The 21721-nt window shown below is 67.2% G+C and carries 20 protein-coding genes and 1 tRNA gene; 14 read left to right on the top strand and 7 right to left on the bottom strand.

Translation table 11 applies throughout. The features are described 5' to 3' along the window. Window positions 1–120 precede the first annotated feature (120 nt). The 5 genes from pstS to WFL22_RS09500 all read left to right on the top strand — a co-directional run bounded on the left by pstS (window position 121) and on the right by WFL22_RS09500 (window position 4478). Window positions 121–1215: a phosphate ABC transporter substrate-binding protein PstS gene (gene pstS / locus WFL22_RS09520; protein WP_336992521.1), complete on the top strand. Its 1095-nt coding sequence runs from the start codon at window positions 121–123 to the stop codon at window positions 1213–1215. A 149-nt stretch (window positions 1216–1364) separates the two neighbouring features. Next, a complete protein-coding gene (pstC, locus tag WFL22_RS09515; RefSeq protein ID WP_336652084.1) occupies window positions 1365–2303 on the top strand; it encodes a phosphate ABC transporter permease subunit PstC in 939 nt (312 codons plus the stop codon). A gap of 2 nt (window positions 2304–2305) precedes the next feature. Next, window positions 2306–3385, top strand: a complete 1080-nt coding sequence (pstA, locus tag WFL22_RS09510) for a phosphate ABC transporter permease PstA (RefSeq protein WP_336992519.1) — start codon at window positions 2306–2308, stop codon at window positions 3383–3385. Window positions 3386–3436: 51 nt separating this feature from the next. Then, on the top strand, window positions 3437–4216 hold the full coding sequence (gene pstB, locus WFL22_RS09505; protein ID WP_336652086.1) for a phosphate ABC transporter ATP-binding protein PstB: 780 nt from the start codon (window positions 3437–3439) through the stop codon (window positions 4214–4216). Window positions 4217–4403: 187 nt separating this feature from the next. Continuing rightward, window positions 4404–4478: transfer RNA gene (locus tag WFL22_RS09500), tRNA-Lys, on the top strand. Window positions 4479–4483: 5 nt separating this feature from the next. Here the strand turns inward: WFL22_RS09500 and WFL22_RS09495 are convergent. Beyond that, complete coding sequence (locus tag WFL22_RS09495) at window positions 4484–6562, bottom strand: Ig-like domain-containing protein (protein ID WP_336992517.1); 2079 nt, start codon at window positions 6560–6562, stop codon at window positions 4484–4486. Between the two features lie 227 nt (window positions 6563–6789). On the opposite strand from WFL22_RS09495, the gene WFL22_RS09490 reads away from it, so the two are divergent. After that, the gene (locus WFL22_RS09490; RefSeq protein WP_336652088.1) at window positions 6790–7422 is read left to right on the top strand and encodes a hypothetical protein; all 633 of its coding nucleotides are present in this window, start codon (window positions 6790–6792) and stop codon (window positions 7420–7422) included. A 332-nt stretch (window positions 7423–7754) separates the two neighbouring features. Beyond that, the gene (locus tag WFL22_RS09485) at window positions 7755–8594 is read left to right on the top strand and encodes an SDR family oxidoreductase (protein WP_336992515.1); all 840 of its coding nucleotides are present in this window, start codon (window positions 7755–7757) and stop codon (window positions 8592–8594) included. A 32-nt stretch (window positions 8595–8626) separates the two neighbouring features. Here the strand turns inward: WFL22_RS09485 and WFL22_RS09480 are convergent, their stop codons facing one another. Beyond that, window positions 8627–9688 carry an NYN domain-containing protein gene (locus WFL22_RS09480; RefSeq protein ID WP_336992513.1) on the bottom strand — a complete coding sequence of 354 codons (1062 nt, stop codon included), beginning with the start codon at window positions 9686–9688 and terminating at the stop codon, window positions 8627–8629. A 189-nt stretch (window positions 9689–9877) separates the two neighbouring features. On the opposite strand from WFL22_RS09480, the gene WFL22_RS09475 reads away from it, so the two are divergent. From WFL22_RS09475 to WFL22_RS09465, 3 genes are read left to right on the top strand one after another with little or no spacing between them, the layout of a single operon-like run. After that, complete coding sequence (locus tag WFL22_RS09475) at window positions 9878–11314, top strand: ferredoxin reductase family protein (protein ID WP_336992512.1); 1437 nt, start codon at window positions 9878–9880, stop codon at window positions 11312–11314. Next, complete coding sequence (locus WFL22_RS09470) at window positions 11311–11829, top strand: FMN-binding protein (protein ID WP_336992510.1); 519 nt, start codon at window positions 11311–11313, stop codon at window positions 11827–11829. Before WFL22_RS09475 ends, WFL22_RS09470 begins: the two co-directional genes overlap by 4 nt. Continuing rightward, window positions 11826–12686 carry an FAD:protein FMN transferase gene (locus WFL22_RS09465; RefSeq protein ID WP_336992508.1) on the top strand — a complete coding sequence of 287 codons (861 nt, stop codon included), beginning with the start codon at window positions 11826–11828 and terminating at the stop codon, window positions 12684–12686. Before WFL22_RS09470 ends, WFL22_RS09465 begins: the two co-directional genes overlap by 4 nt. 12 nt (window positions 12687–12698) lie before the next feature. Here WFL22_RS09465 and WFL22_RS09460 read toward each other — a convergent pair whose 3' ends face one another. From WFL22_RS09460 to WFL22_RS09440, 5 genes are all read right to left on the bottom strand, one after another. Then, the gene (locus tag WFL22_RS09460) at window positions 12699–13691 is read right to left on the bottom strand and encodes a sensor histidine kinase (protein WP_336992507.1); all 993 of its coding nucleotides are present in this window, start codon (window positions 13689–13691) and stop codon (window positions 12699–12701) included. Further along, window positions 13688–14359: a response regulator transcription factor gene (locus WFL22_RS09455; RefSeq protein ID WP_336992506.1), complete on the bottom strand. Its 672-nt coding sequence runs from the start codon at window positions 14357–14359 to the stop codon at window positions 13688–13690. Before WFL22_RS09455 ends, WFL22_RS09460 begins: the two co-directional genes overlap by 4 nt. A gap of 29 nt (window positions 14360–14388) precedes the next feature. After that, window positions 14389–15285: a hypothetical protein gene (locus WFL22_RS09450; RefSeq protein ID WP_442918973.1), complete on the bottom strand. Its 897-nt coding sequence runs from the start codon at window positions 15283–15285 to the stop codon at window positions 14389–14391. 89 nt (window positions 15286–15374) lie between these two features. Continuing rightward, a complete protein-coding gene (locus WFL22_RS09445) occupies window positions 15375–16982 on the bottom strand; it encodes an ABC transporter permease (RefSeq protein WP_336992504.1) in 1608 nt (535 codons plus the stop codon). Beyond that, window positions 16979–17749, bottom strand: coding sequence for an ABC transporter ATP-binding protein (locus WFL22_RS09440; protein WP_336992502.1), 771 nt, complete (start codon window positions 17747–17749; stop codon window positions 16979–16981). Before WFL22_RS09440 ends, WFL22_RS09445 begins: the two co-directional genes overlap by 4 nt. A 603-nt stretch (window positions 17750–18352) precedes the next feature. Between WFL22_RS09440 and WFL22_RS09435 the strand changes: the two genes are divergently transcribed. From WFL22_RS09435 to WFL22_RS09420, 4 genes are all read left to right on the top strand, one after another. Beyond that, on the top strand, window positions 18353–18781 hold the full coding sequence (locus WFL22_RS09435) for a hypothetical protein (RefSeq protein ID WP_336652099.1): 429 nt from the start codon (window positions 18353–18355) through the stop codon (window positions 18779–18781). Between the two features lies 1 nt (window position 18782). Further along, window positions 18783–19016, top strand: coding sequence for a helix-turn-helix transcriptional regulator (locus WFL22_RS09430; RefSeq protein WP_336992500.1), 234 nt, complete (start codon window positions 18783–18785; stop codon window positions 19014–19016). A 5-nt stretch (window positions 19017–19021) separates the two neighbouring features. Further along, a complete protein-coding gene (locus tag WFL22_RS09425; protein ID WP_336992498.1) occupies window positions 19022–19969 on the top strand; it encodes an NAD(P)-dependent alcohol dehydrogenase in 948 nt (315 codons plus the stop codon). A 119-nt stretch (window positions 19970–20088) separates the two neighbouring features. Then, window positions 20089–21708, top strand: coding sequence for an MFS transporter (locus tag WFL22_RS09420; RefSeq protein WP_336992496.1), 1620 nt, complete (start codon window positions 20089–20091; stop codon window positions 21706–21708). Window positions 21709–21721: the final 13 nt, after the last annotated feature.

The raw sequence follows: 21721 nt of genomic DNA, 5'->3' as shown, positions 1-21721 counted from the left end.
TGCGAGTTCACCCGCTGTTCACCTGCTGGCAGACCAGGGGACACGAAGGCTCCCTAGCGTGGAGGTGTGGCCGTTCGCGGTCATTCCCTCACCTCAGATCGAGATTGGAATCTACTCGCCGTGAAGCTTTCAGCATTCGCAAAGGTCGCCGCCATCGGCGGTATCGCCGCACTCACCCTCACCTCGTGCGCCGCGAACGAGGGCGCACCGGCCGAGGGCGACGCCCAGGCTTCGTCGCTCACCGGCACCCTTGTGGGCGGCGGCGCGTCGTCGCAGGGCTCGGCTCAGGAGGCTTGGGTTGCCGGCTTCCAGACCGCGCACGCCGATGTCACCGTGAACTACGATCCCGCCGGCTCGGGTGCGGGCCGCGAAACCTTCCAGCAGGGTGCCTCCGCCTTCGCCGGCAGCGACCGCGCGTTCAAGACCGATGAGATCACCGCCGGCCCCTTCGACAGCTGCGCCACCGACGCCGTCGTCGAGTTCCCCGCGTACATCTCCCCCATCGCCGTCATCTTCAACGTCGACGGTGTCGATTCTCTGAACCTCGACGCGGCCACCGTCGCAAAGATCTTCAACGGCACGATCACCAAGTGGAACGATCCCGCGATCGCCGGCCAGAACCCCGACGCCACGCTGCCGGACCAGAACATCACCGCCGTGCACCGCTCCGACGAGTCGGGCACGACCGGCAACTTCACCGACTATCTCTCCGCAGCAGCACCCTCCGACTGGACCGTGGGCTCGATCGAGAGCTGGCCGACCGAGTTCGGCGGCGAGGGCGCCCAGGGCACCTCGGGCGTCGTTGAGGCAGTCACCAACGGTGTCGGCACCATCGGCTACGCCGATGCTTCGCGCGCCGAGGGCCTCGGCACCGTCGCGATCAAGGTCGGCGAGGAGTACGTCGAGTACTCGCCCGAGGCCGCAGCCGCGATCGTCGACGCCTCCTCCGTCGAGGAAGGCCGTGGTGAGCACGACATCGCGATCAAGCTCGACCGCACCAGCACCGAGGCGGGCGTCTACCCGATCGTGCTTGTCAGCTACCTCATCGGCTGCGAGGAGTACAAGGACTCGGCCAACACCGAGCTCGTCAAGGAGTACTTCGGCTACATCGTGAGCGAAGAGGGCCAGAAGCTCGCGGCCGAGGCCGCCGGCAGCGCCCCCATCTCGGCCGATCTGCGCAGCAAGATCGAGCCCGCGATCGCGGCCATCAAGTAACGCCTTCCTGTGTCAGGCTGGAGGGAGTCGTCAGCCTGCGCGAACATGAGCGAGTCGCAGGGTCCGAGTGATCCTGCGACTCGCTCCTCGCGCGGTCGACGCTCCCCCAGCCCGCACCTCCTCCCGCACACCCCAACCCAGGAGCCCGAGTGACCTCCACCTCCGCCACGTCCAAGCCCGTGCTGAGCCTCGGCGACCGCATCTTCTCGCGCTCCGCGGTGTTCGCGGGCAGCATGATCCTCGTCACCCTGGCGGCGGTCGCGATCTTCCTGATCGCGCAGAGCCTGCCCGCCTTCGTCGCGACGAACGAGTCGGCCTCGCTGCTGACCGACAATTTCTGGTCGTATGTGTGGCCGCTCGTGTTCGGCACGGTGTGGGCCGCGGTGCTGGCGCTGGTGATCTCGCTGCCGCTGGCGATCGGGATCGCGCTCTTCATCTCCCACTACGCGCCCCGCAAGGTCTCCGCGGTGCTCGGCTACGTCGTCGATCTGCTCGCCGCTGTGCCGAGCGTCGTCTTCGGCCTGTGGGGCATCGGGGTGCTCGCCCCCGCAGCACAGCCCGTGTTCGTCTGGCTCAACACCTACCTGGGTTGGATCCCCTTCTTCAGCGGCACCGTCTCGGGCACGGGCCGCACCATCCTCACCGCGGCGATCGTGCTGGGCGTCATGGTGCTGCCGATCATGACCGCGATCTGCCGTGAGATCTTCCTGCAGGCCCCCGTGCTGCACGAGGAGGCGGCGCTCGCGCTCGGCGCGACGCGCTGGGAGATGATCCGCCTCGCCGTGCTGCCCTTCGGCCGCCCCGGCATCGTGTCGGCTGCGATGCTCGGCCTGGGTCGCGCCCTCGGCGAGACGATGGCCGTCGCGATGGTACTCTCGGCGACGGGACTCGTGAGCTTCCGTCTGCTCACCAGCGAAAACCCGTCGACAATCGCCGCGAACATCGCCCTCTCCTTCCCTGAGGCCTACGGAGAGAACGTCAACGTGCTCATCGCCACCGGTCTCATCCTCTTCATCGTCACCTTCCTCGTCAACGCTGTCGCCCGCTGGATTGTGAGCCGCCGCGCCGAGTTCTCTGGAGCCAACTGATCATGGCACTCACCGTTCGCCCCGTCTCCTCAGGTTCCGTGCTCACCGGCAATCGGCTGCCGAAGGCCGCGCCGTGGATCATCCTCGCGGCGAGTCTCGTCGTGTCGATCGCCCTCTTCGGCCTGCTCTCGTCCGCAAACGGCAGCGAGTTCAATCTCGTCGGTGCGGTGCTCGTCGGCCTAATCCTGCATCTCGTGACCACGACCATCATCTCCGCCGCTGTCGAGGGCCGCCGTCAGGCCACCGACCGTTTCATCACGAACCTCGTCACGGGCGCGTTCCTGCTCGCAATGGTGCCGCTCATCTCCGTGGCGATCACGGTGGTGAGCAACGGCGTCGCACGCCTCGACCCCGAGTTTTTCAACTCTTCGATGCGCAACGTCACGGGTGAGGGCGGCGGCGCGCTGCACGCGATGGTTGGCACGCTGTTGATCACGCTCGCAGCGACGATCATCTCGGTGCCGCTGGGCCTGATGACCTCCATCTACCTGGTCGAGTACGGTCGTGGCCGGCTCGCGAAGACGATCACCTTCCTCGTTGATGTGATGACGGGTATCCCGTCGATTGTCGCCGGCCTCTTCGCCTACGCCGCGTTCGCGCTCTTCCTGGGGCCGGGGGTGCGCATGGGCATCATCGGCGCTGTGGCGCTGTCGGTGCTGATGATCCCCGTCGTGGTGCGATCGAGTGAGGAGATGCTGCGCCTCGTGCCCAACGAACTGCGCGAGGCGTCGTACGCGCTGGGTGTCTCGAAGTGGCTGACGATCATGAAGGTGGTGCTGCCCACCTCTATCGCGGGTATCACCACGGGCATTATGCTGTCGATCTCCCGCGTCATCGGCGAGACCGCACCGCTGCTCATCACCGCCGGCTTCACCGCAAGCATGAACTACAACCTCTTCAACGACCGCATGCAGTCGCTGCCGGTGTACGTGTACACGCAGTTCGCCAACCAGGGCAACCCCGCGTGGGCCTTCCTGGAGCGCGCCTGGGCTGCAGCGCTTGTGCTCATCCTCATCGTTATGGCGCTCAACCTCGTGGCCCGCTTCGTCGCGAAGAAGTTCTCGCCCAGCACCGGGCGCTGACCCGCAGCCCGCCTCAGTCTTACTCCACCGTCTCAGAACCAAGGGAACGCAATGTCCAAGCGCATCGAAGTCAACGATCTCAACGTCTACTACGGCAGCTTCCTCGCTGTCGAGGGCGTCTCCATCAACATCGAGCCGCGCAGCGTCACCGCCTTCATCGGCCCTTCGGGCTGTGGCAAGTCGACCTTCCTGCGCACCCTCAACCGCATGCACGAGGTGATTCCCGGCGCTCGTGTCGAGGGCGAAGTGCTGCTCGACGGTGACGACCTGTATGGCCCGGGTGTTGACCCGGTGCTGGTGCGCCGCCAGGTGGGTATGGTGTTCCAGCGCCCCAACCCGTTCCCCACGATGTCGATCCGTGAGAACGTGCTCGCCGGCGTGAACCTCAACAATCGCCGCATTTCAAAGAGCGACGCCGATGAGCTTGTGGAACGTTCGCTGCAGGGCGCGAATCTCTGGAACGAGGTGAAGGATCGCCTCGACAAGCCCGGCTCAGGCCTCTCGGGCGGCCAGCAGCAGCGTCTCTGCATCGCCCGCGCAATTGCGGTCTCCCCCGAGGTGCTGCTCATGGATGAGCCCTGCTCGGCGCTCGACCCGATCTCGACGCTCGCCATCGAAGACCTCATCGATGAGCTGAAGCAGGAGTACACGATCGTGATCGTGACCCACAACATGCAGCAGGCCTCGCGTGTCTCGGATCGCACCGCGTTCTTCAACATCGCGGGCACCGGTAAGCCGGGCAAGCTGATCGAGTACGACGACACCTCGAAGATCTTCTCCACCCCGTCGGTGAAGGCCACCGAAGACTACGTCTCGGGCCGATTCGGGTAAACCCTCGCGGCTGTTCACGAACACCGAAGCCCCGTTCCGCAGTTCATCTCAGATGAGCATGGAACGGGGCTTTTGCGATGGTGGCGGATCGCGGATCAGCCTGCGGTGTTCCCCTGTTGGCGCGAACACGGTGTCGGCGCGCCTCCGCAACGGCACCTCGCACGAATCCGGTAAGCTAGCTGAGTTGGCCCCTATAGCTCAGCGGTAGAGCTACGGACTTTTAATCCGCAGGTCGTAGGTTCGATCCCTACTGGGGGCACCACAGTGTCAGACGCTTCGCCTGGTTCGGCGACGCACCATCAGCATGCCTCCGAGGAGCAGCGCCCCTGCCGCGAGCAGCAGCCCCGACGAGTCAGCTCCGGTGCGCGCAAGCTGCGCGGTGGCGGGGCGAGCCCCGGCCCCGGCGGGCGCATTCGTGCCCGTCGTCGGCACGGTCAGGTTGATTCTGAAGGCCTGATCGGCAAACTGACCGACCCTGTCGGTGGCGCGCACAATGAGTTCGTACTGCGTGTTCACCGCCATGCCTCGCGTGTCGACGGTGACGAGACCGGCGTCGTTTACCGTGGCGGGGCCTGTTGGGAGCTGCATCGAGAACATCGAGAATACCGAGAGCTGCGGGGCAGGGGCGAAGTTCGCCGGGCCCGGCTTCGGCAGCGCGGTCGGCTGCTGCAGCACGATGAATGCCCCGGTCTCGGGCAGGTTGCCTGGCAGCAGTGCCCCAGCGTCGAACTGCACCAGATCGCCAATTTTGACAGTCTTGGTGACAAGGCTGGGCTCGGTGTGCGCGAAGATCGGCTTCGGCAGCACACCAATCGTGACTGTTCCGGTATCGGCACCGCCCTTGACATCGGTGATGGTGTAGCTGAGCGAGATCTGATGCACGGCCTCGCCTGCGTTCCAAGCGTGGCTCGGCACGATCTCGACTGTGCCTGCGGCCAAATTGGGTGCAACGGCCGCATCTCCCGAGACAAGGGTGACGGCGGTGAGGGTCTTGCCGTCTCCGCTAGCGCCGTCGAGCAGGTCGAGCACGAACGACTCGTCGGGCTGCTCCATCGCCAGGTCGGGAGCGACCGCACCGTTGAATGCCTCGAAGCGCACCTCGGCGGTCTCCGACTGCCCGACGATGTCGGTGACCTTCACCGTGACACTGTCGATTGCGCCCCACGGCATCGAGGTCGGCGCCGAATAGGTGACCACACCGGCATCATTCACTGTCGCAGTGCCCGTGTTGGGCGGCGTGACGATGGTGTAGCCCCCGGTTGCGGGGATCGCCGACTCGTTCAAGACCTCGATCGCCGAGGTCGCGCTGCCGCCGATGGGCACGCCACGCAGCTGCGTCGGTGCGGTGATCACCGGCGGACGCAACACCCGCACGTTGATCTGCGCCGTTGCGGGGCCGTTGTCGTCGGTGACGGTGTACGGAGCGGCAAAGGTGTAGCCGTTCTGCAGCGGGTTCCAGACAACGGCGGGAGGCGTGAAGTTCGCGCCTGTTGCGTCGAAGGTCACGGAGGCGTTGCCCGGGTTGGCCATCACGCTCGTGAGACGCGCGTTCACGCCTCGGGCATGGTTGGGCAGCACATCCACGCGGGTGCTCGTGTTGCCGCCGCCGTAGGGGATGTTGACGTTGAAGGTGTCGGCTTCAGCGGTGCCTTTGATTCTGAAGGTCAGCGGCTGGTAGGTTTCGCCCGACTGTCCGTACTTGTCGGTGGCGAGGATCCGCACCGATGCAGTGCTGTTAGGCGCGGCGTTCGCGGGGGCCGTGTAGGTGACGATTCCGTTGCTCGCCACAGTGGCGGATCCCATTGTCGGCTGCGCTTTGACCGAGTAGCTACTCCCGCCGGTCGCCACGCCGGACACGAACTCTTCGCCGCGAGCCTCGACCCGCAGCTGCACCGTCTCGCCGGCGGCGACAACGGCATCGGCCGGCCCGGAGGCGAACACCCACGGCTTGTGCACGAAGGTGAGGTTGAGCTGCCCACTGGCGTTCTCGCCCGTGCGCTCGACCGTGTACCCCACTGTCGCCTGGGTGCGGTGTTGAGGGAAAGCCGGCGTCTGCGTCGGCGAGACCCCGATCTGGGTGGGACCTAGAAAGCCCGCACTCACCCCCGCCGACGGACTCAATGCGACGATCGTACTTCCAGCCTCGAGGTGGCTCTGGAGATCGATATTTCCGTTGTTCGCGGGAATCGTGAGATCGATGGCCGGGGCCGCAGGCGGCGCAGCCTGAGCCGGTACGGCGACACCGACGAGGGCACCAGTCGCGACGAGGAACGCCAGCGCACCCGACACGAAACGAGCAGCTCCAGAACGGTGTTCCGCGCGCTGGGAATGCGATTGCAGCATCATCTGTGATCCCCCAAGACAGATCGCCGCGCCCACTTCCTCAGCGAACTTGGACGGCGTCCACTCGAGGAGTGTATCAGCGCAGGTTCTCGCGCAAGAACCCAGCAAGCCACAATTTTACCGAGCGTTCCCGAGCGCACGGTCCACAAACAGGCCACCCCCGCGGCGTAGACTCGCGAGGCGCGCGGGATCCGCCGCCCGAATGCCGCCACCCCAAACTGAGGAGAAACGTGACCCGAGAGCACCAACGCCCCGTGCTCCAGCCGACCGCCGATTTCGACTGGATCATCGGCTCCGACGAGCCCGGCGCTGCGCACCGCCTCGCCCAGCAGACCTCCTGGGCGCTGCTCGACCGGGTGCGTTCAGGCGCCGACCCGGAGGTTGTCGAGCGCGTGGTGGGGTTGGCTTCCTCAGGCCCGGGCATCGATGACATCGCCGAGCTGTGGGCACAGGAAGGCACGCACTCGCTCGCGGGCGTGCTGTGGCGGCTCTACCTGCTGCGGCGGGTGGTGGCCGGCGATGCGGAGGGCTCGGCAGATCTCTTTCGGCGCGGATCAACCGTAGCCACAACCATCGACCCTGTTGTTGCGGGGGCGGCCGAGCCCGTCACTCCGGGGTCGATCGGCGAGCTGTGCGACACGATTCTGCGCGGGGCGTTCGTGGGAGATCTCGGTGCCGCGCTCGACCGGGCCGCGAGTTACTGCCGGGTGATGGCGCTCGGCGCAGCCGACCTCGCCGACACGCGCGACACGCATGACGACGCCCACGCCGGGCAGCTCACCACTCGTGCGCTGCGCTATTCGAAGATGGCGCAGGAGCTCCACGCCGGCGCCCGCCGCTGGCGCGACGGCTCCCTCGCCTGAGCGAATCCGCTGCGTTAGACTGGTGCCGCCGGGCCGCAGTAACCCCGGGCTCCAATTTTTGCCGCTTCGAGCGGCCTTCCGCCGAGAGGCGTTTCTGCGGTCCGGTTCTTCATGCCCGGCACATGAAACCCGGCATTTCGCTGTACGCCCGCTGCCCAGCCCAGCTGGTCTGCGCCCACGCCCTCCCATTGTCAGATCCGTCGGCTGGCACGATACTGGAGCCGTGGACGGCGTCGACGTGCACCCGGGCCAGGCCGTTCCACCGGCGCGCCACGGCACGCCGGAATGGCTCGGCGCCCCGTGCGCGGGGCGATTCCCTGAAAGGAACCACCATGTCACGCACCTATGTCATCACCGGCGCCGCCTCGGGCATCGGCAAGACCACAGCCGAACTGCTGCGAGCCGAAGGTCACACCGTGATCGGCGTCGACCTCGCGGGCGCGGAGGTCGATGGAGACCTCTCGACTCCTGCGGGGCGTCACGCCGCAGCGGAGGCAGCCACCCAGCAGGCCGGCGGCACCGTGGATGCGGTGATCACCTGTGCCGGTCTCTCCCTGCCAAAGGCCATCACCGCGTCGGTCAACTACTTCGGCATGACCGAGTTTCTGGAGGCGATGCGCCCCGCGCTCGCGCAGTCCACTGCGCCGCGGGCAGCCCTGGTGTCATCGTTGTCATCGGTGCAGCCGGTGTACCCTCCGCTTGTCGACGCGTTCCTGCGTGACGACGAGGCAGCCGCGGTTGGCATCGCCGAGGAGCTCGCCCAGAACGAGCAGACCGGCGGGCTCATCTACGCGTCATCGAAGCAGGCGATCTCGCGCTGGGTGCATCGGGAGGCGGTGACCGAGCGCTGGGCCGGGGCGGATATCCCGCTGAACGCGGTTGCTCCGGGTGTGGTGAACACCCCGATGACGTCCGAGCTACGCGCAACCCCGGGCGGCACGGCCCTGATCGACACCGTGGTGCCGATGCCGCTGGGCTACCACCAGGAGCCGGAGAGCATCGCGAAGCTGCTGATCTGGCTCACCTCGGTCGACAACACGCACTGCTGCGGCCAGACGATCTACTGCGACGGCGGCGCAGAAGCTGTGCTGCGCGGCGAGGACGTGTGGTCGTGGAACAACGATGCGATCGCCCAGAAGTTCACCGAACTGTTCTCGCAGCTCGGTCGCTGAACCTCCCGAGGTGCCGGGCGCGGGGCGAGCCGCTAAGGCTGCTGCTCACGCAGGCGCACGAGACGCTCGTGCCCGGTCTCCTCGAGTTCGGCGATATCGGATCGAGATTTCAGGAAGTCCGAGAACGAGCGGAAGCCGAGTGCTTTCTCGTTGAATGATGGATCCATCCGGCGCATCTGCTGCTTCACGGCCGAGCTGTGCAACCACCCGGAGTCGTCCTTCTCCTGCCCCAGCCAGAGCGCCCGAATAAGGAGCCCCGTCACGGCGATGTCGAGATCGTCATCGCTCTCGTCGGTGAGGTCATCGCTGAGATCATCGGCGATGTCATCTTGTACTGCAGGATCCGCTTCGATCACCGCGCCACGGCCGCGGCGCCGCGAGCCGCGCCCGCCACCTCCCGCGGTTTCAGCGCTCTGCTCTGCCACGGTCTCAGCCTCGGTGACTTCGATCCCGACCGGCTCGCGGGAGGCAGTCACGGCTTTTCCGCGCCGCTGGCGTTTGGCGGGCTGCTCCTGCTCGCGGCGGGGCAGTTCGACGCCGGGCAGCGCGTCGTAGGAAGCGAACTCGTCGCAGGCCGCAGTGAGGGCCTTCGCGGTGGAGCCTGCAACCCCAATGCCCACGACGTAGCGGCCGAGCCGCTTGCAGCGCTGCGCGAGCGGCACGTAGTCGGAGTCGCCTGCGACGATCACCACGTGGGTGAGGTCATCGAGGCGGAACATGTCTTCAACGGCGTCGACCGCGAGCCGGATATCGGCACCGTTCTTGGCGTAGGCCGCGGCGGGGAAGAGCTGCACGAGATCGACAGCGCGCGCAACGAGCTGCGCGCGGTAGTCGGCGTTGATGGGTGACGACCAGTCGGCGTATGCGCGGGTCAGTACGAGCGTGCCGAAGGAGGAGGCGTAGTCGATGACGGCGCCCACGTCGACGACTGCCGCGCGCAGGCGGGCGGCGATCTCAGTGTCGGAGGGATCTTCGGCGATCCGCTGCCTGTCTCGGGCATAGGAGTTGCGTCCGTGCACCCGGTCGTACCAGGAGAGCACGATGTTGTCGAAGTCGAGGTAGACGGCCACACGGCCGTTCTGAGTATTCGCCACGGTCTCAGTCTGACAGGCAACAAGGCGTCGCGCGGGCGCAGCCACGATTCACAGCACACGCGGAGGCCACGGAAACACGCATCGCGCCCAGCCCTGGCCCTTTTTGTGTTCACCTAGAGACAGCTGCAAGATTGCTGAGCGCGCCGCTTTCTGAGACTCGTCTGAGATGGTGCGGCGCACGCTGAGCGCATGACCACTCTCGCATCAACCCAGCAGCCTCCGGCAGCCCTCCGCCGCTCACGCCCGCAGGCGTGGCGCGCCGCCGCAACGGCGACAGTCTGGCTCACCAGCCTGGCGACCCTCGCCCTCTGGGTCGGGGGCGGTGGCCTGCAGTCGATCGCCGCGCTGACCCCGGAAAGCCTCGCGAGTGTCGCACGCATCGCCGGGCTCGTCTCCGCCAATCTCCTGCTGCTGCAGGTGCTGCTCATGGCGCGCGTGCCCCTGTTCGAGCGGGGCTTCGGACGCTCGGGCATCACGCGGATGCATCGCCTGACGGGGATCTGGTCGGTCTCACTGCTCGCGGTGCACATCGTGCTCATCGTTGCGGCCTATGCGTTGCAGGACGGCGTGAATCTGATCGCCGAAGCCTGGGACGTGATCTGGGGATCCCCTGGGGTGTTCGCAGCGAGCCTCGGGGTGATCGCGCTGATCGGAGTGATGGCGAGCTCGGCGCGTCGGGCCAGGCAGCGGCTTCGCTACGAGACCTGGCACCTGCTGCACCTCTACGCCTACTTCGGTGTCGCCATCTCGGTGCCCCATATGCTGCTCACCGGGCACGAGTTCGTCGGCAATCCCGTGGCGAGCTGGTATTGGTGGACGCTCTGGGCCGTCGCGGCAGGCTGCGTGCTTGTGTTCCGTATGGCGGTGCCCCTGTGGCGGTCGGCACGGAGCCGGATCCGAGTTGCCGAGGTGGTCTCGGAGGGCAGCCGCGGGGTGACGGTGCGCCTGCACGGCCGTGGCTTGCACAGGCTCGGGGCCCGCGCCGGTCAGCACTTCGTGTGGCGTTTTCTCGACGGGCCGGGGTGGAGCCGCGGCCACCCGTTCTCGCTCTCCGCGGCTCCCACCGCCGATCGCCTGCAGCTGTCGGCTCGGGTCGTGGGTGATGGCACCCGCCGTTTGGCCGATCTCGCCCCCGGCACCCCGGTGATGATCGAGGGGCCCTACGGCAGCATGACCGGCGCTGCACGCACCCAGCCGGGGCTGCTGATGATCGGCGCAGGGGCTGGGGTCGCGCCGCTTGTCGCGATTCTCGAGGATGAGCCCTTCGCGCCGGGTGAAGCGGTGCTCGTCACCCGCGAACGCGCGGCAAAGGAGACGATGCTCGGCGAGTCGATCCGCCGTCTCATCACCGACCGCGGCCTGGTGCATTACACGCTGCTCGGGCCCCGGGCCCAGGGCGGGCCGTCGTGGCTGCCCGCGCAGTATGCGCATCACGACGGCGCTGAGCTGCTGCAGAGTCTCGCACCGGGCGGGGCCGACGGGCTGGCCCGCTGCGACGTCTATCTCTGCGGGCCACCGGCGTGGATGACTGCCGTGCAGCATGATCTCCTCGCCGCTGGCGTCGCTCCGGCCCACCTGCACACCGAACACTTCACCCAAGAACGATCGACAGGAGGCGCATCATGAAGCGCATCATCTACGCACTGCTCAGCACGCTCAGCGCCGCGGTGCTCGTCGGCAGCTATTACTTCTCACTGCACGACGCCGGAGCCCCCGCGAGCACGGCCACGGCCACCAGCGTCGGCAGCACGCCAAGCACCGCCGATACTGGCGCCACGCCCAGCACCGGCAGCAGCACCTCAGGCGCGCTGTCAGGCAGCGGCGACAGCACCAGCTCGACCGCGGTCGGGCAGGCGACGTTCACCGATGGCAACTACACCGGGACTGCGGTGCAGACCCGCTATGGTCCGGTGCAGGTGGCAATCACGGTGTCAGGGGGGCGGATCGCGGATGTGCAGGTGCCCCAGTACCCGAGCGGCGGCGGGCGGGAGCAGCGCATAAACTCCGATGCGGTGCCGCAGCTCGTCGACGAGACGCTCGCTGCGCAGTCCGCGCACATCGATATGGTGTCCGGCGCGACCTACACGATGAGCGGGTACCTGTCCTCGCTGCAGAACGCACTCGATCAGGCACGATCATGAACGAGCGCTCCCGCCTCAGCCGCACCGCCGAAATCATGGGCACCGTGGTCAGCGTGCACGCCATCGCCGCCGGATCCGCCGATCCACAGGCTGAGGCGCGGGTCGCAGCCGCCGCCGACGCCGCATTCGAGGATCTGCGGGACGCCGAGCGCGTCTTCTCGACGTTTCGACCCGATTCGGAAATCTCACGGTTGCGCGATGGCTCCCTCGACGCCGCGCTCGCTGACCCGCGCATCGAGGAGGTGCGTCGGGCGTGCTTGCGGGCTGAGACCGAAACAAGCCATCGCTTCTCCGCGGCATGGCGGGGGTGGTTCGACCCCACCGGCTACGTGAAAGGCTGGGCCGCAGCCGGCGCGTTCGACAGACACCTCCGTTCCCTGCTCGACGAACCCGCAATTGCGGCCGTAGGCATCAACGCTGGCGGAGACATGCAGCTGGCAACTGCTGCGAGCGCCGACTGGGAGTGGCGGGTGGGCATCGCCGATCCGCTGCGCCCTGGTGCGCTGCTCGCCACGGTGCAGCTGCGCAACGGCGCGGTGGCCACCTCGGGCAGCGCCGAGCGCGGCGCCCATATCCTCGACCCGCGCACGGGTCTCGCTGCGCACGGCGCGGTCAGCGCCACCGTCGTTGCAGAGCGGCTCGTTGACGCGGATGTGTGGGCTACTGCGGCCGTAGTGGCCGGCATCGAAGATCTGGGGTGGATCGGGGCAGCGGCGCACACGCGCGGTGTCATCGTGGGTGCCGACGGGCGCACCAGGCGGTGGGCTTCCGGTGTCGAGTGGGCAGCAGCCGACCGTGCAGCTCTCGACAGTGCAGCTCTCGGCGGCGTGGGTATCGACGGCGCCAGGCACCGCTGATTCAGCGGCCGGTCACACGCTCGGCATGCGCAGCAGAAATACGGTGCCCTCTGGCGAACTCGTCTCAACGCCGACGCTGCCACCGGCCCGCCGAGCGAGATCCCTGGCGAGCGCGAGCCCTAACCCGAAGCCGCGTCGCTGCCCGGTCTCGGAGCCGCGCGCGAAGCGTTCAAAGATGCGATCGCGATCCGCTGCTGCAACCCCCGGCCCGTGATCGGTGACGCGAATCTCTACCGCGGCGCCGCTCCGTCGGCACGCGACCGCAACCGTCGCGCCGACGGGGCTGTGCCCGATCGCATTGTCGATGAGCACCATGCAGGCCCGCGCCAGCTCGGAGGCAGCCAGCCCGACATGCACCTGCGCTGCGTCGCCCAGATCGCAGGAGAGCCGCACCCCGCGCGCTTCGGCGAGCGGTGCCAGCCGTTCAGCCGCCGTCGTCACACCCTCACCCACCGCGCCGCTGCGGTGCCGCTCTGCAGCGGCCGCATCGGCCTCGCCGGACGCGGCGACCAGCAGCTCGTCTAGGGTTTCGCCCATCGACGCAGCATCATCGCCGAGCTTCGCGATCACCTCATCGATCGGATCGCCGCGCTCGCGACGGCGCTCAAGAATCTGAATACGACTCACGAGCGCCGTCAAGGGGGTGCGCAGCTCATGGCTCGCATCGGCGACGAACTCGCGTTGCAAACGCAGCGCGTCGGCGAGCGGTCGCACCGCGCGCGCCGCGGACACCCAGGCGATCACACCGAGGAGCACCACAGCCACCACGCCGAAGCCGATCACCCACGGCACCACCTGGTCCGCATCGACGACCACGTGATCCGCATCCCCCCGCTCACCTCCAGGGCCGCGCTCAGGCCGCGCCGTCGCGACAATCACGAGCACGAGCACCGTAATCCCCACCGCGATGATCAGCGCTGACGATACCCCCACGAGCAGCGCGATGCGCCGCGCAGCCGCCCGCACCCGCGCATTGTCTGCAGACCCGCAACGTTCCTGGCTCACTCGGGCACCCCCAGCCGGTAGCCTCTGCCGCGCACCGTCTCGATCAGGCTGTGGCCGGCTTTGCTGCGCACATAGTGCACGTAGGTCTCCACCGATCCGGGGCTGACCGGGGCCTCGCCAGAGGCGAAGACGGCCGCAAGCAACTCGTCACGAGTAAACACGTGCTCAGGGCTTGCGGCGAGCGCGGCGAGCAGTCGGGTCTCTGTATCGGTGAGGGTGATCCTCGCCCCGCTCTCCGTGTAGAGCGCTTGCGTCTCGGGCACGAGAGTCCACGATCCGATCTCGCAGCGTCGCCCCGCAGTCGCCGCTGAGCGCGTGAGGGCGCGCAGGCGGGCGAGCAGTTCTTCGAAGGCGAAGGGTTTCACCAGGTAGTCGTTGGCGCCGGCGTCGAGGCCGGTGACACGGTCATCGATGGCCCCGAGCGCTGTCAGCAGCAGGATCGGCGTGGCAATGCGGGCTGTGCGGATCGCCCGCACCAGTTCGACCCCGTCCATGCCGGGGAGGCGCCTGTCGAGCACCATCACCGCGTAGGGGCGGCGGAGTGCCTGCGCCAGGGCCGCGTTGCCGTCGCTTTCGTGGTCGACATCGTACTGCTCAGAGAGCACCTCGATCGTCATCTCGGCGATCTCGAGGTCGTCCTCCGCATAGAGCAGTGCAGGAAGGTGCATGTGCCCAGAGTACGACCCCGGCACTGAAATCACACGGGCGTGTCGTCCGAGTCGGCTCGTGCTTTCCCTGATCCGCGTGTCACCGCAGCAGCGGCCCGCTTCGCGGAGCGCCCCACCGCACCGGCACCCGCCGCGATCGACCCGCCGGCGCTGCGGGCTCCCCGCAGCACGCGGCGCTCGATCCGTTCCGCCCCCTCGCGCGGCGCCAGCTCAGGGGCGAAGCCCACTGGGGCCGGGCCGAAGGATCGGCGCGACGCCGCAACCACGCGGCGTCCCAGAATGTGGTTGCCGGCGCCACCCACCGCGGCGCCGATCCCGAACGGCAGCGCCTTGCCCACGATCGAGCCGCCACCAATCTTCGCGAAGTGTTGCACGAAGGAGCGCTGCAGCTTGTCGAGCACCGGGCGCACCGCGCCGCGGGGCAACGACTTCGTCACCACCTCACCCCAGAACCCGGAACGCCCGATGCCGCCGCCCGCGACCTGCTGTGTGAACTGCCCCAGGAGCTCCCCTGCCTCCTGCCCAAGCATGAGCGTCATCACGAGCATCCTGGCACGGTCGGGGTTTTCGACGGGGATGCCGTGCACCTCCGCCACCGACTGCGCGAACAGGGACGTGCTCTCCAAGAACCCCACGGTCTCTACCCCTGAGAGCGCGAGTGTCGCCGGGGTGCTGATCGCTGGGATGACTGCGGTTGCACCGACCGCGGCACCGCCGCTCGTGATCGCGAGCAGGTAGCGGCGCTCCAGAATGCGGATCACCTGATCGGGGGTGGCGTGCGGGGAGCGCAGGCGCACACTGCGGATGTGGGCCAGCACCACCGGGCGCTGCACCGCCAGCGCCCGGTCGAGCGCCCTCGCAAAGGCGGGGCGCTGCACTGAGGGCTCTGGGGCCGTGACGACGACGAGGTGCTGCTGTTCATTCACGCCGCGATTGTACGGAGCCGGTATGGGAGCAGTCGGCATGTTACGCCGTGGGCGGAGGGGGTTGCCAGGCGGATACGGGTGAAGGCGGTCTATGCGCTTACAAGGTCTCGGTTGCGGAAGCGCACCAGGGCGAGCGCCGAGAAAGCGACGGCCGCCGCCGCCATCAGCCACACCGGCCACCACGACGGATCGGGGCTGCCGGGCTGCGGCACTGCCCAGAACGGGGTCGCCTGCACCACATCGTGCGGGATGCCGAGCACATCACCGAGCGCGGCGAGCAGCACCAGCACCCCGTACACCGACCACGCAGTTGCTGCGGCAACCCGGGGCAACCAGGCAGCGAGCAGCGCGGTCACCCCGATAACGAGTGCCACAGCCGGCCAGTAGGCGAGGGCACCGACGGCGTAGCGCCAAGCCTGCCCCGGATCGCCCGTCTGCGCGCCGTAGGCGGCACCCTGTAGCAGCCCGCCGATGCCCAGCATCAACGCCGAGGCGACCGCAGGAATCGCGATCCGCACCCTCGTCCACGACCACCGAGACACCGCAGCGGACCATTCGAGCTCACCGTGTGCAGCTTCGTCGCCGCGGAGCGCAAGCGTCGATTCGACCGCGAAGCCCGCGACGAGCACGGCGAGAAACACGAGTAGAAACCCGAGGAGCCCATCAACCGGGGTGTCGGTGCCGCTCGTGAGCGCCGCGCCGATCGGCGAGGAGCCAAGATCGGTGATGAGCTGCTCCATGAGCTTCGCGATACCGCCGAAGAACAAGCCGCAGACGGCGACCCCGAGCGTCCAGGCGATGAGCGAGGTGCGCTGCAAACGGAGAGGCACCCCCAGAACCGTGCTCAGTAACGGCGAGGCGTGACTTGGCCCCGGCCGGGCGGGAATGATGCCCTCGCCGAGGTCGCGACGGTTCTCTAGCGCGAGCGCCCCGGCTGCGCAGGCCAGCGCAAAGCCGAACGGCAGTAGCAGCACCCACCAGGTGTTCTCACCGAAGGATCGTGTCTGCTGCCCCCAGCCGATCGGTGACACCCAGCTCAGCCAGAGCGGGGTCTCCCCTGTCGCGTTCACATCGGCGATGGCGCGTACGAGGTAGGCGGCGGCGAGCGCGAGACCCGCCCACGCGTTTGCCGCGCGCGCGGTCGAGGCGAGCTGTCCGGTGAGCGCCGCGATACCGATGAATGCGATCGCAACACCGGAGTAGGAGAGCCCCATGAGCATCGAGCCATCGACGGGGAGGCCCGTGAGGATCGCGGCGATGCCGGAGAGGAGACCGGTGACCAGCGCGAAGCCTGCGGCGAGGAGCCATCCTGCCACGGTGGGGGCGTGCCTGCCGAGCGCGGTGGCGCGCAGGAGTTCAGTGCGGCCGGCTTCTTCTTCGGCCCGGCGGTTGCGGGTGACGAGAAAGATGCTCACGAGCGAGAGCGCGATGGCGTTCGACATCCAGAGCTTGATGTTGAGGATGCCGCCGGCGGTGGCCGCGGCGTAAGGTAGCCCGGTGAGAGCGGCAACCGATGGGGTGTTCGCGATCGCCGCGTAAGCGTCCCGGTCTGCCTGGGTGGGGAAGAGCGACTGCTGATACGCGACGACGAACATCACCAGCGCGGGGATGACGAGCGCCCAGATGAGCATGCGCAGCCAGGAACGGCGCAGCTGAAAGGCCAGCATCTTGCCGAGACCGGCGAAGTTGCCGTTCATGCCTCGCCTCCGCGCTGTCGGTGCCGCCCCACCGCGGTGTCGGTAGATCCCGCGGCGGATCCGCCGGTGAGTTCCGCAGTGCCGTAGTGTGCGAGGAAGCGAGCTTCCAGGTCTTGCTCCCCCTGCACTGGAGATACTTCGACGGTGCGCCCCTTGCGGATGATCGTCACATCGTCGCAGAGCCGCTGCACCTCGGAGATGAAGTGGCTCGAGAGCAGCACGGTGCGGCCGTCGGCGCGTATCTCCTCGACGCACTCACGGAACACCTGTTCCATGAGCGGATCGAGGCCGCTTGTGGGTTCGTCGAAGATGAAGAGCTCGGCGCGCGATGCGAGTGCGGCGATGAGCGCAACCTTTTGCCGGTTGCCTTTCGAGTAGCTGCGAGCCTTCTTCGAGGGGTCGAGGTCGAAGCGTTCGACGAAGTGGGCGATGCGGGCCGGGTCGTGGTCGCCGCGGAGCGAACCCACGATATCGATGGCCTGCCCGCCGGTGAGATTCGGCCAGAGCGTGGTCTCGCCCGGCACGTAGGCGATGCGCCGGTGCAGTGCGACCGCGTCGCGCCAGGGGTCTCCGCCGAGCACACTCGCACGGCCGGCGTTCGCGCGGATGAGCCCGAGGAGCACGCGAATCGTCGTCGATTTGCCCGAGCCATTCGGGCCGAGGAAGCCGTGCACCGTGCCCGTCGGCACGGTGAGGTCGAGCCCGTCGAGCGCGAGCGTTTTGCCGAATCGTTTGCTGAGGCCTCTAGCCTCGATCGCGCTGCCCATCTGACTTCCTTCTCTCGCGGAACGGCGGGGCTTCCGGCGCGGAGGCCTCACTATCGCGAGTGTACGCCCGCGATGGAATGCTGCGGTACCCATCCCTGTGCGTTCATCGCGCGTCTCACCTGACTCCGGGAGCCTCGCAGCGGTCGCTACATACACCGAGCGCCCTGGTGCGTCAAGCACTGGTTGTGGTGGCGGCGCTGACCGTACGGTGAGATTCCCGGATTCTCGCGGAAGACGGCGGTGCTTCCCGGATCCCGGATCCCCTTCGCGCTGCATGGACGATCGAGGAGACCGCAATGACTCTGGATAGCTCTCAGCGGCAGACGTGTCTGGGGCAGGGCGCTGCGTCGGCGCCAATGCCGCCGCCCGCTCGCGCGGGGTTCGTCGCCAGACTTGGTGCCTCTGTTCGTGAGGCGGCGGGTGCGATGGGGCTGATCCGCCGCCGCCGCAGGCGCACCGAAACCGCGCTGCTGCCCGATGATCCATACGCGCGATATCTGGAGTGGTCACGGAGGAGCGAGTAAAACTTTCTTGACATGATGTGCAGAACGCTTTACCTTTGACGTGTCAAAGATATTTGACGCACTCGGTGAAGGAGGAAGCGTGTCTCACGAGGAGAAAAACACTTGGGCGTTCGGCATCATCGCCCCGCTCGGTTTCGTGGCGTATCTGACGCTCAGCTACATCAACGGCGACGGCCCACTCGACCCGAAGGGGTACCTGTGGCCGATGATCTGGTCGATCATCGGTGCGATCGTTGCGGGCATTCTTGCCGGCATCGTGATCGGCATCGTTGACGGCACCTCAGGCCTGCGGGGCGCCGGCCGGGTGGATCGCCGCGACAAGGAGATCGGCTGGCTCGGCGATCGGGTGGGCAACTCGTTCATCACCATCGGCGGCTCAGGCGCGATCGTGCTCTGCTTCATCGAGGCGCCGCACGTGTACATTGCGAACGCCTTGTACCTCTGCTTTATTCTTGCGGCGATCCTGCAGACGATCACGAAGCTCATCGCCTACCGCAGGGGGTTCTGACATGGCGAAGCCAACGCGCGTTACCAACAAGATCCGCTCCCTGCGCTTCTCGGCCGGAGAGATGACGCAGGCCGATCTCGCCGACCGCATCGGGGTCACCCGGCAGACGGTTATCGCGATCGAACAGGGCAAGTATTCGCCGTCGCTTGAGATGGCGTTCCAGATCGCTCACGTCTTCGGGGTGGGCCTCGATGACGTGTTCAGCTACGAACAGGAAGCAGGTGAGGCACGATGAAAGCTGTGGTGAGGCACACGTATGGAAGCCCGTCGACGCTGCGCGTGGAGGAGGTGGCCGAGCCGTCGCTCGAGCCGGGGCACGTCATCGTCAAGGTGGCAGCCGCGGGCGTCAACATGGCGGAGTGGCATTTGACGACTGGTGAGCCGCGGATCGCGAGACTCGCCCTGGGCTTCCCGCGCCCGAAACGGATCACGCTCGGCGAGGATGTCGCCGGCGTGGTGGCGGCCGTGGGCCCGGGGGTCACGCGCGTTCGGGTGGGCGACGCGGTGTTCGGTTCGGCGCGCGGATCCTGGGCTGAGCTTGTGAGCGCAACAGAGGAGCTCCTGCAGCCAATGCCCGAGGGTGTCACCTTCGAGCAGGCGGCGGGACTGCCGATGTCGGGCTACACGGCCTTGCAGGCTCTGCGCGCTTGCGGGCCGGTTCAGGGGAAGCGGATCGCGGTGACGGGCGCTGGGGGCGGCGTGGGTTCCGCGCTCGTGCAGTTGGCGTCGGCACGCGGGGCGCGGGTGACGGCGGTGTGCAGCACCGCGAAGGTAGGTTTTGTGCGCGAGCTGGGGGCGCACGAGGTGATCGACTACACGGTGGCAGATCCCACCGCGGTCGGACAACGGTTCGACGTGGTGCTCGACTTCGCGGGCAACCTGCCGATCCGCCAGTGGAAGCCGGCCATCGTGGCCGGCGGCGTGCTCGTGCTAGGCGGCGGCGAGGGCGGCGGGAAGATGCTTGGGGCGGTGTCGCGGTCACTGCAGGCGCCATTCACCCGCGGGATCAAGGTCGTCACCCTCATGGCGATGCCGAAGGGCGAAGACCTCGCTGCGCTCGCGCAGGCGGTCGCCGCAGGCGAGATCCGCCCCACCTTCGCGCGCAGCTACACCTTCGCGGAGGCCACGCAGGCCGTGGATGCCGTGCGCTCCGCTGCATACGCGGGGAAGGTGGCACTCACCCCCTAGTTGCCGACAGGGCGTCGATAAGATATTTTGCTGTCATCATCTTCGCGACGCCCTACACTGCTGCTACTCCCGGCACGAGGGCGGGAGCCGCGAGAACCCCCACAGAAAACAGGTATCTGATGAATTCGACGCGCAAAAAGTGGTTCGGTCTCCTCTTCATCAGTCTTGCCGTCGCGATGATCATCGTCGATGCAACGATTGTGAACGTTGCGATTCCGAGCATCATCGACGACATCGGCATCACCTCAACTCAGGTGCAGTGGGTGCAGGAGAGCTACACGCTGGTGTTCGCTGCGCTGCTGCTCGTCTTCGGCTCACTCGCCGACCGGCACGGGCGCAAGCGACTCCTCATACTCGGTATCGCAGTATTCGGTGCGGCTTCGATATTCGCGGCGCTCGCACCCAACGGAGAGTTGCTGATCCTCGCACGCGTGCTGCAAGGGGTGGGCGGCGCCATGGTGCTCCCCACCACCCTTTCGATCATCAACACCGGATTCGCCGGCCGCGAGCGCGGAATCGCGTTTGCCGTCTGGGGCGCGACAATCGGCGGCACCGTAGCTTTGGGCCCGCTGCTCGGAGGATGGCTGACCGAGTACTACTCATGGCGGTGGGCGTTCGGCATCAACATTCCGCTGGGATTGATCATTATCATCGGCCTCCTCGCGACCGTGTCCGATCATCGAGACCCCAGCGCACAGGGACGCATCGATTTCGGCGGCGCCATCATCTCCGTATTCGCCAGCGCGTCACTCGTGTTCGGGCTCATCGAGGGGCGAACCTATGGCTGGTGGGCGGTGAATCCTGCCAACACCTTCACCATCGGCTCCTGGGAGTGGCCGTTTGCCGTATCAGTCGTCCCGCTATCTTTCACGGTGACGGTGATCTCAGTGGTGCTCTTCATCGTGCGTGCGCGGCGACGCGAACGGCTTGGCCAGGCGTCGTTTCTTTCGCTTTCACTGTTCACCATCCCCTCGTTCCGCAACGGCAACGTGGCGGCGCTCATTGTGTCACTCGGCGAGTTCGGCATTCTCCTCGCGATCCCGCTCTGGCTCCAAAACGTCGCCGGGTACGGCGCGCTTGAAACCGGCTTCGTGCTCCTCGCCCTTGCGATCGGTTCGTTCGTCGCAAGCGGCCTCTCGAGCGGCCTGCTCAAAGTGATGTCCCCCCTCGTGATCGTTCGCATCGGGCTCTTGCTCGAGTTCGTGGGTGTCCTCGCCCTCGGCATCGGTCTTGCCGCCACCTCGACGTGGGTGCTCCTCGCGCCGTGCCTCTTCATCTATGGCTTGGGAGTGGGTCTCGCCACCGCCCAACTCACTGGGGTGATCCTTGTCGACGTGCCCAAGCAGCTCTCTGGACAGGCCTCGGGCACCCAGAGCACCGCCCGTCAGATCGGCTCCGCTCTCGGCATTGCTGTGCTCGGCACCGTGCTCTTCACCGTAAGCTCCACCAGCTTCGCCACCACACTGGACCAACAGTTCAGCTCGATCCCGAGCAGCGCACGGTCCCAGCTCGTCACCACCCTCGACCGTTCAGCAGGGGCGGCGATCCCTGCGCTGAGGGCACAAGATCCGTCAGTCGGCGTCGCTGCCGCAGATGCATTCACCGCTGGCACACAATGGTCGGCTTACGTCGGATCCGCGTTTCTCATCTTTGGGTTTGCAGCGACTTTTCGCCTGCACCCGCAGCGGCCAGAAGGCTCTGACGCTGAGGTCGCGAAGGATCCCGCGACTGAGAGCTGACGCCTGCTCTGCA

It is taken from the genome of Leucobacter sp. VD1 (genome assembly GCF_037150695.1).
Lineage (GTDB): Bacteria > Actinomycetota > Actinomycetes > Actinomycetales > Microbacteriaceae > Leucobacter.
Note: the sequence above shows the minus strand (reverse complement) of the source record. Positions and strands in the feature narration are given on the sequence as shown.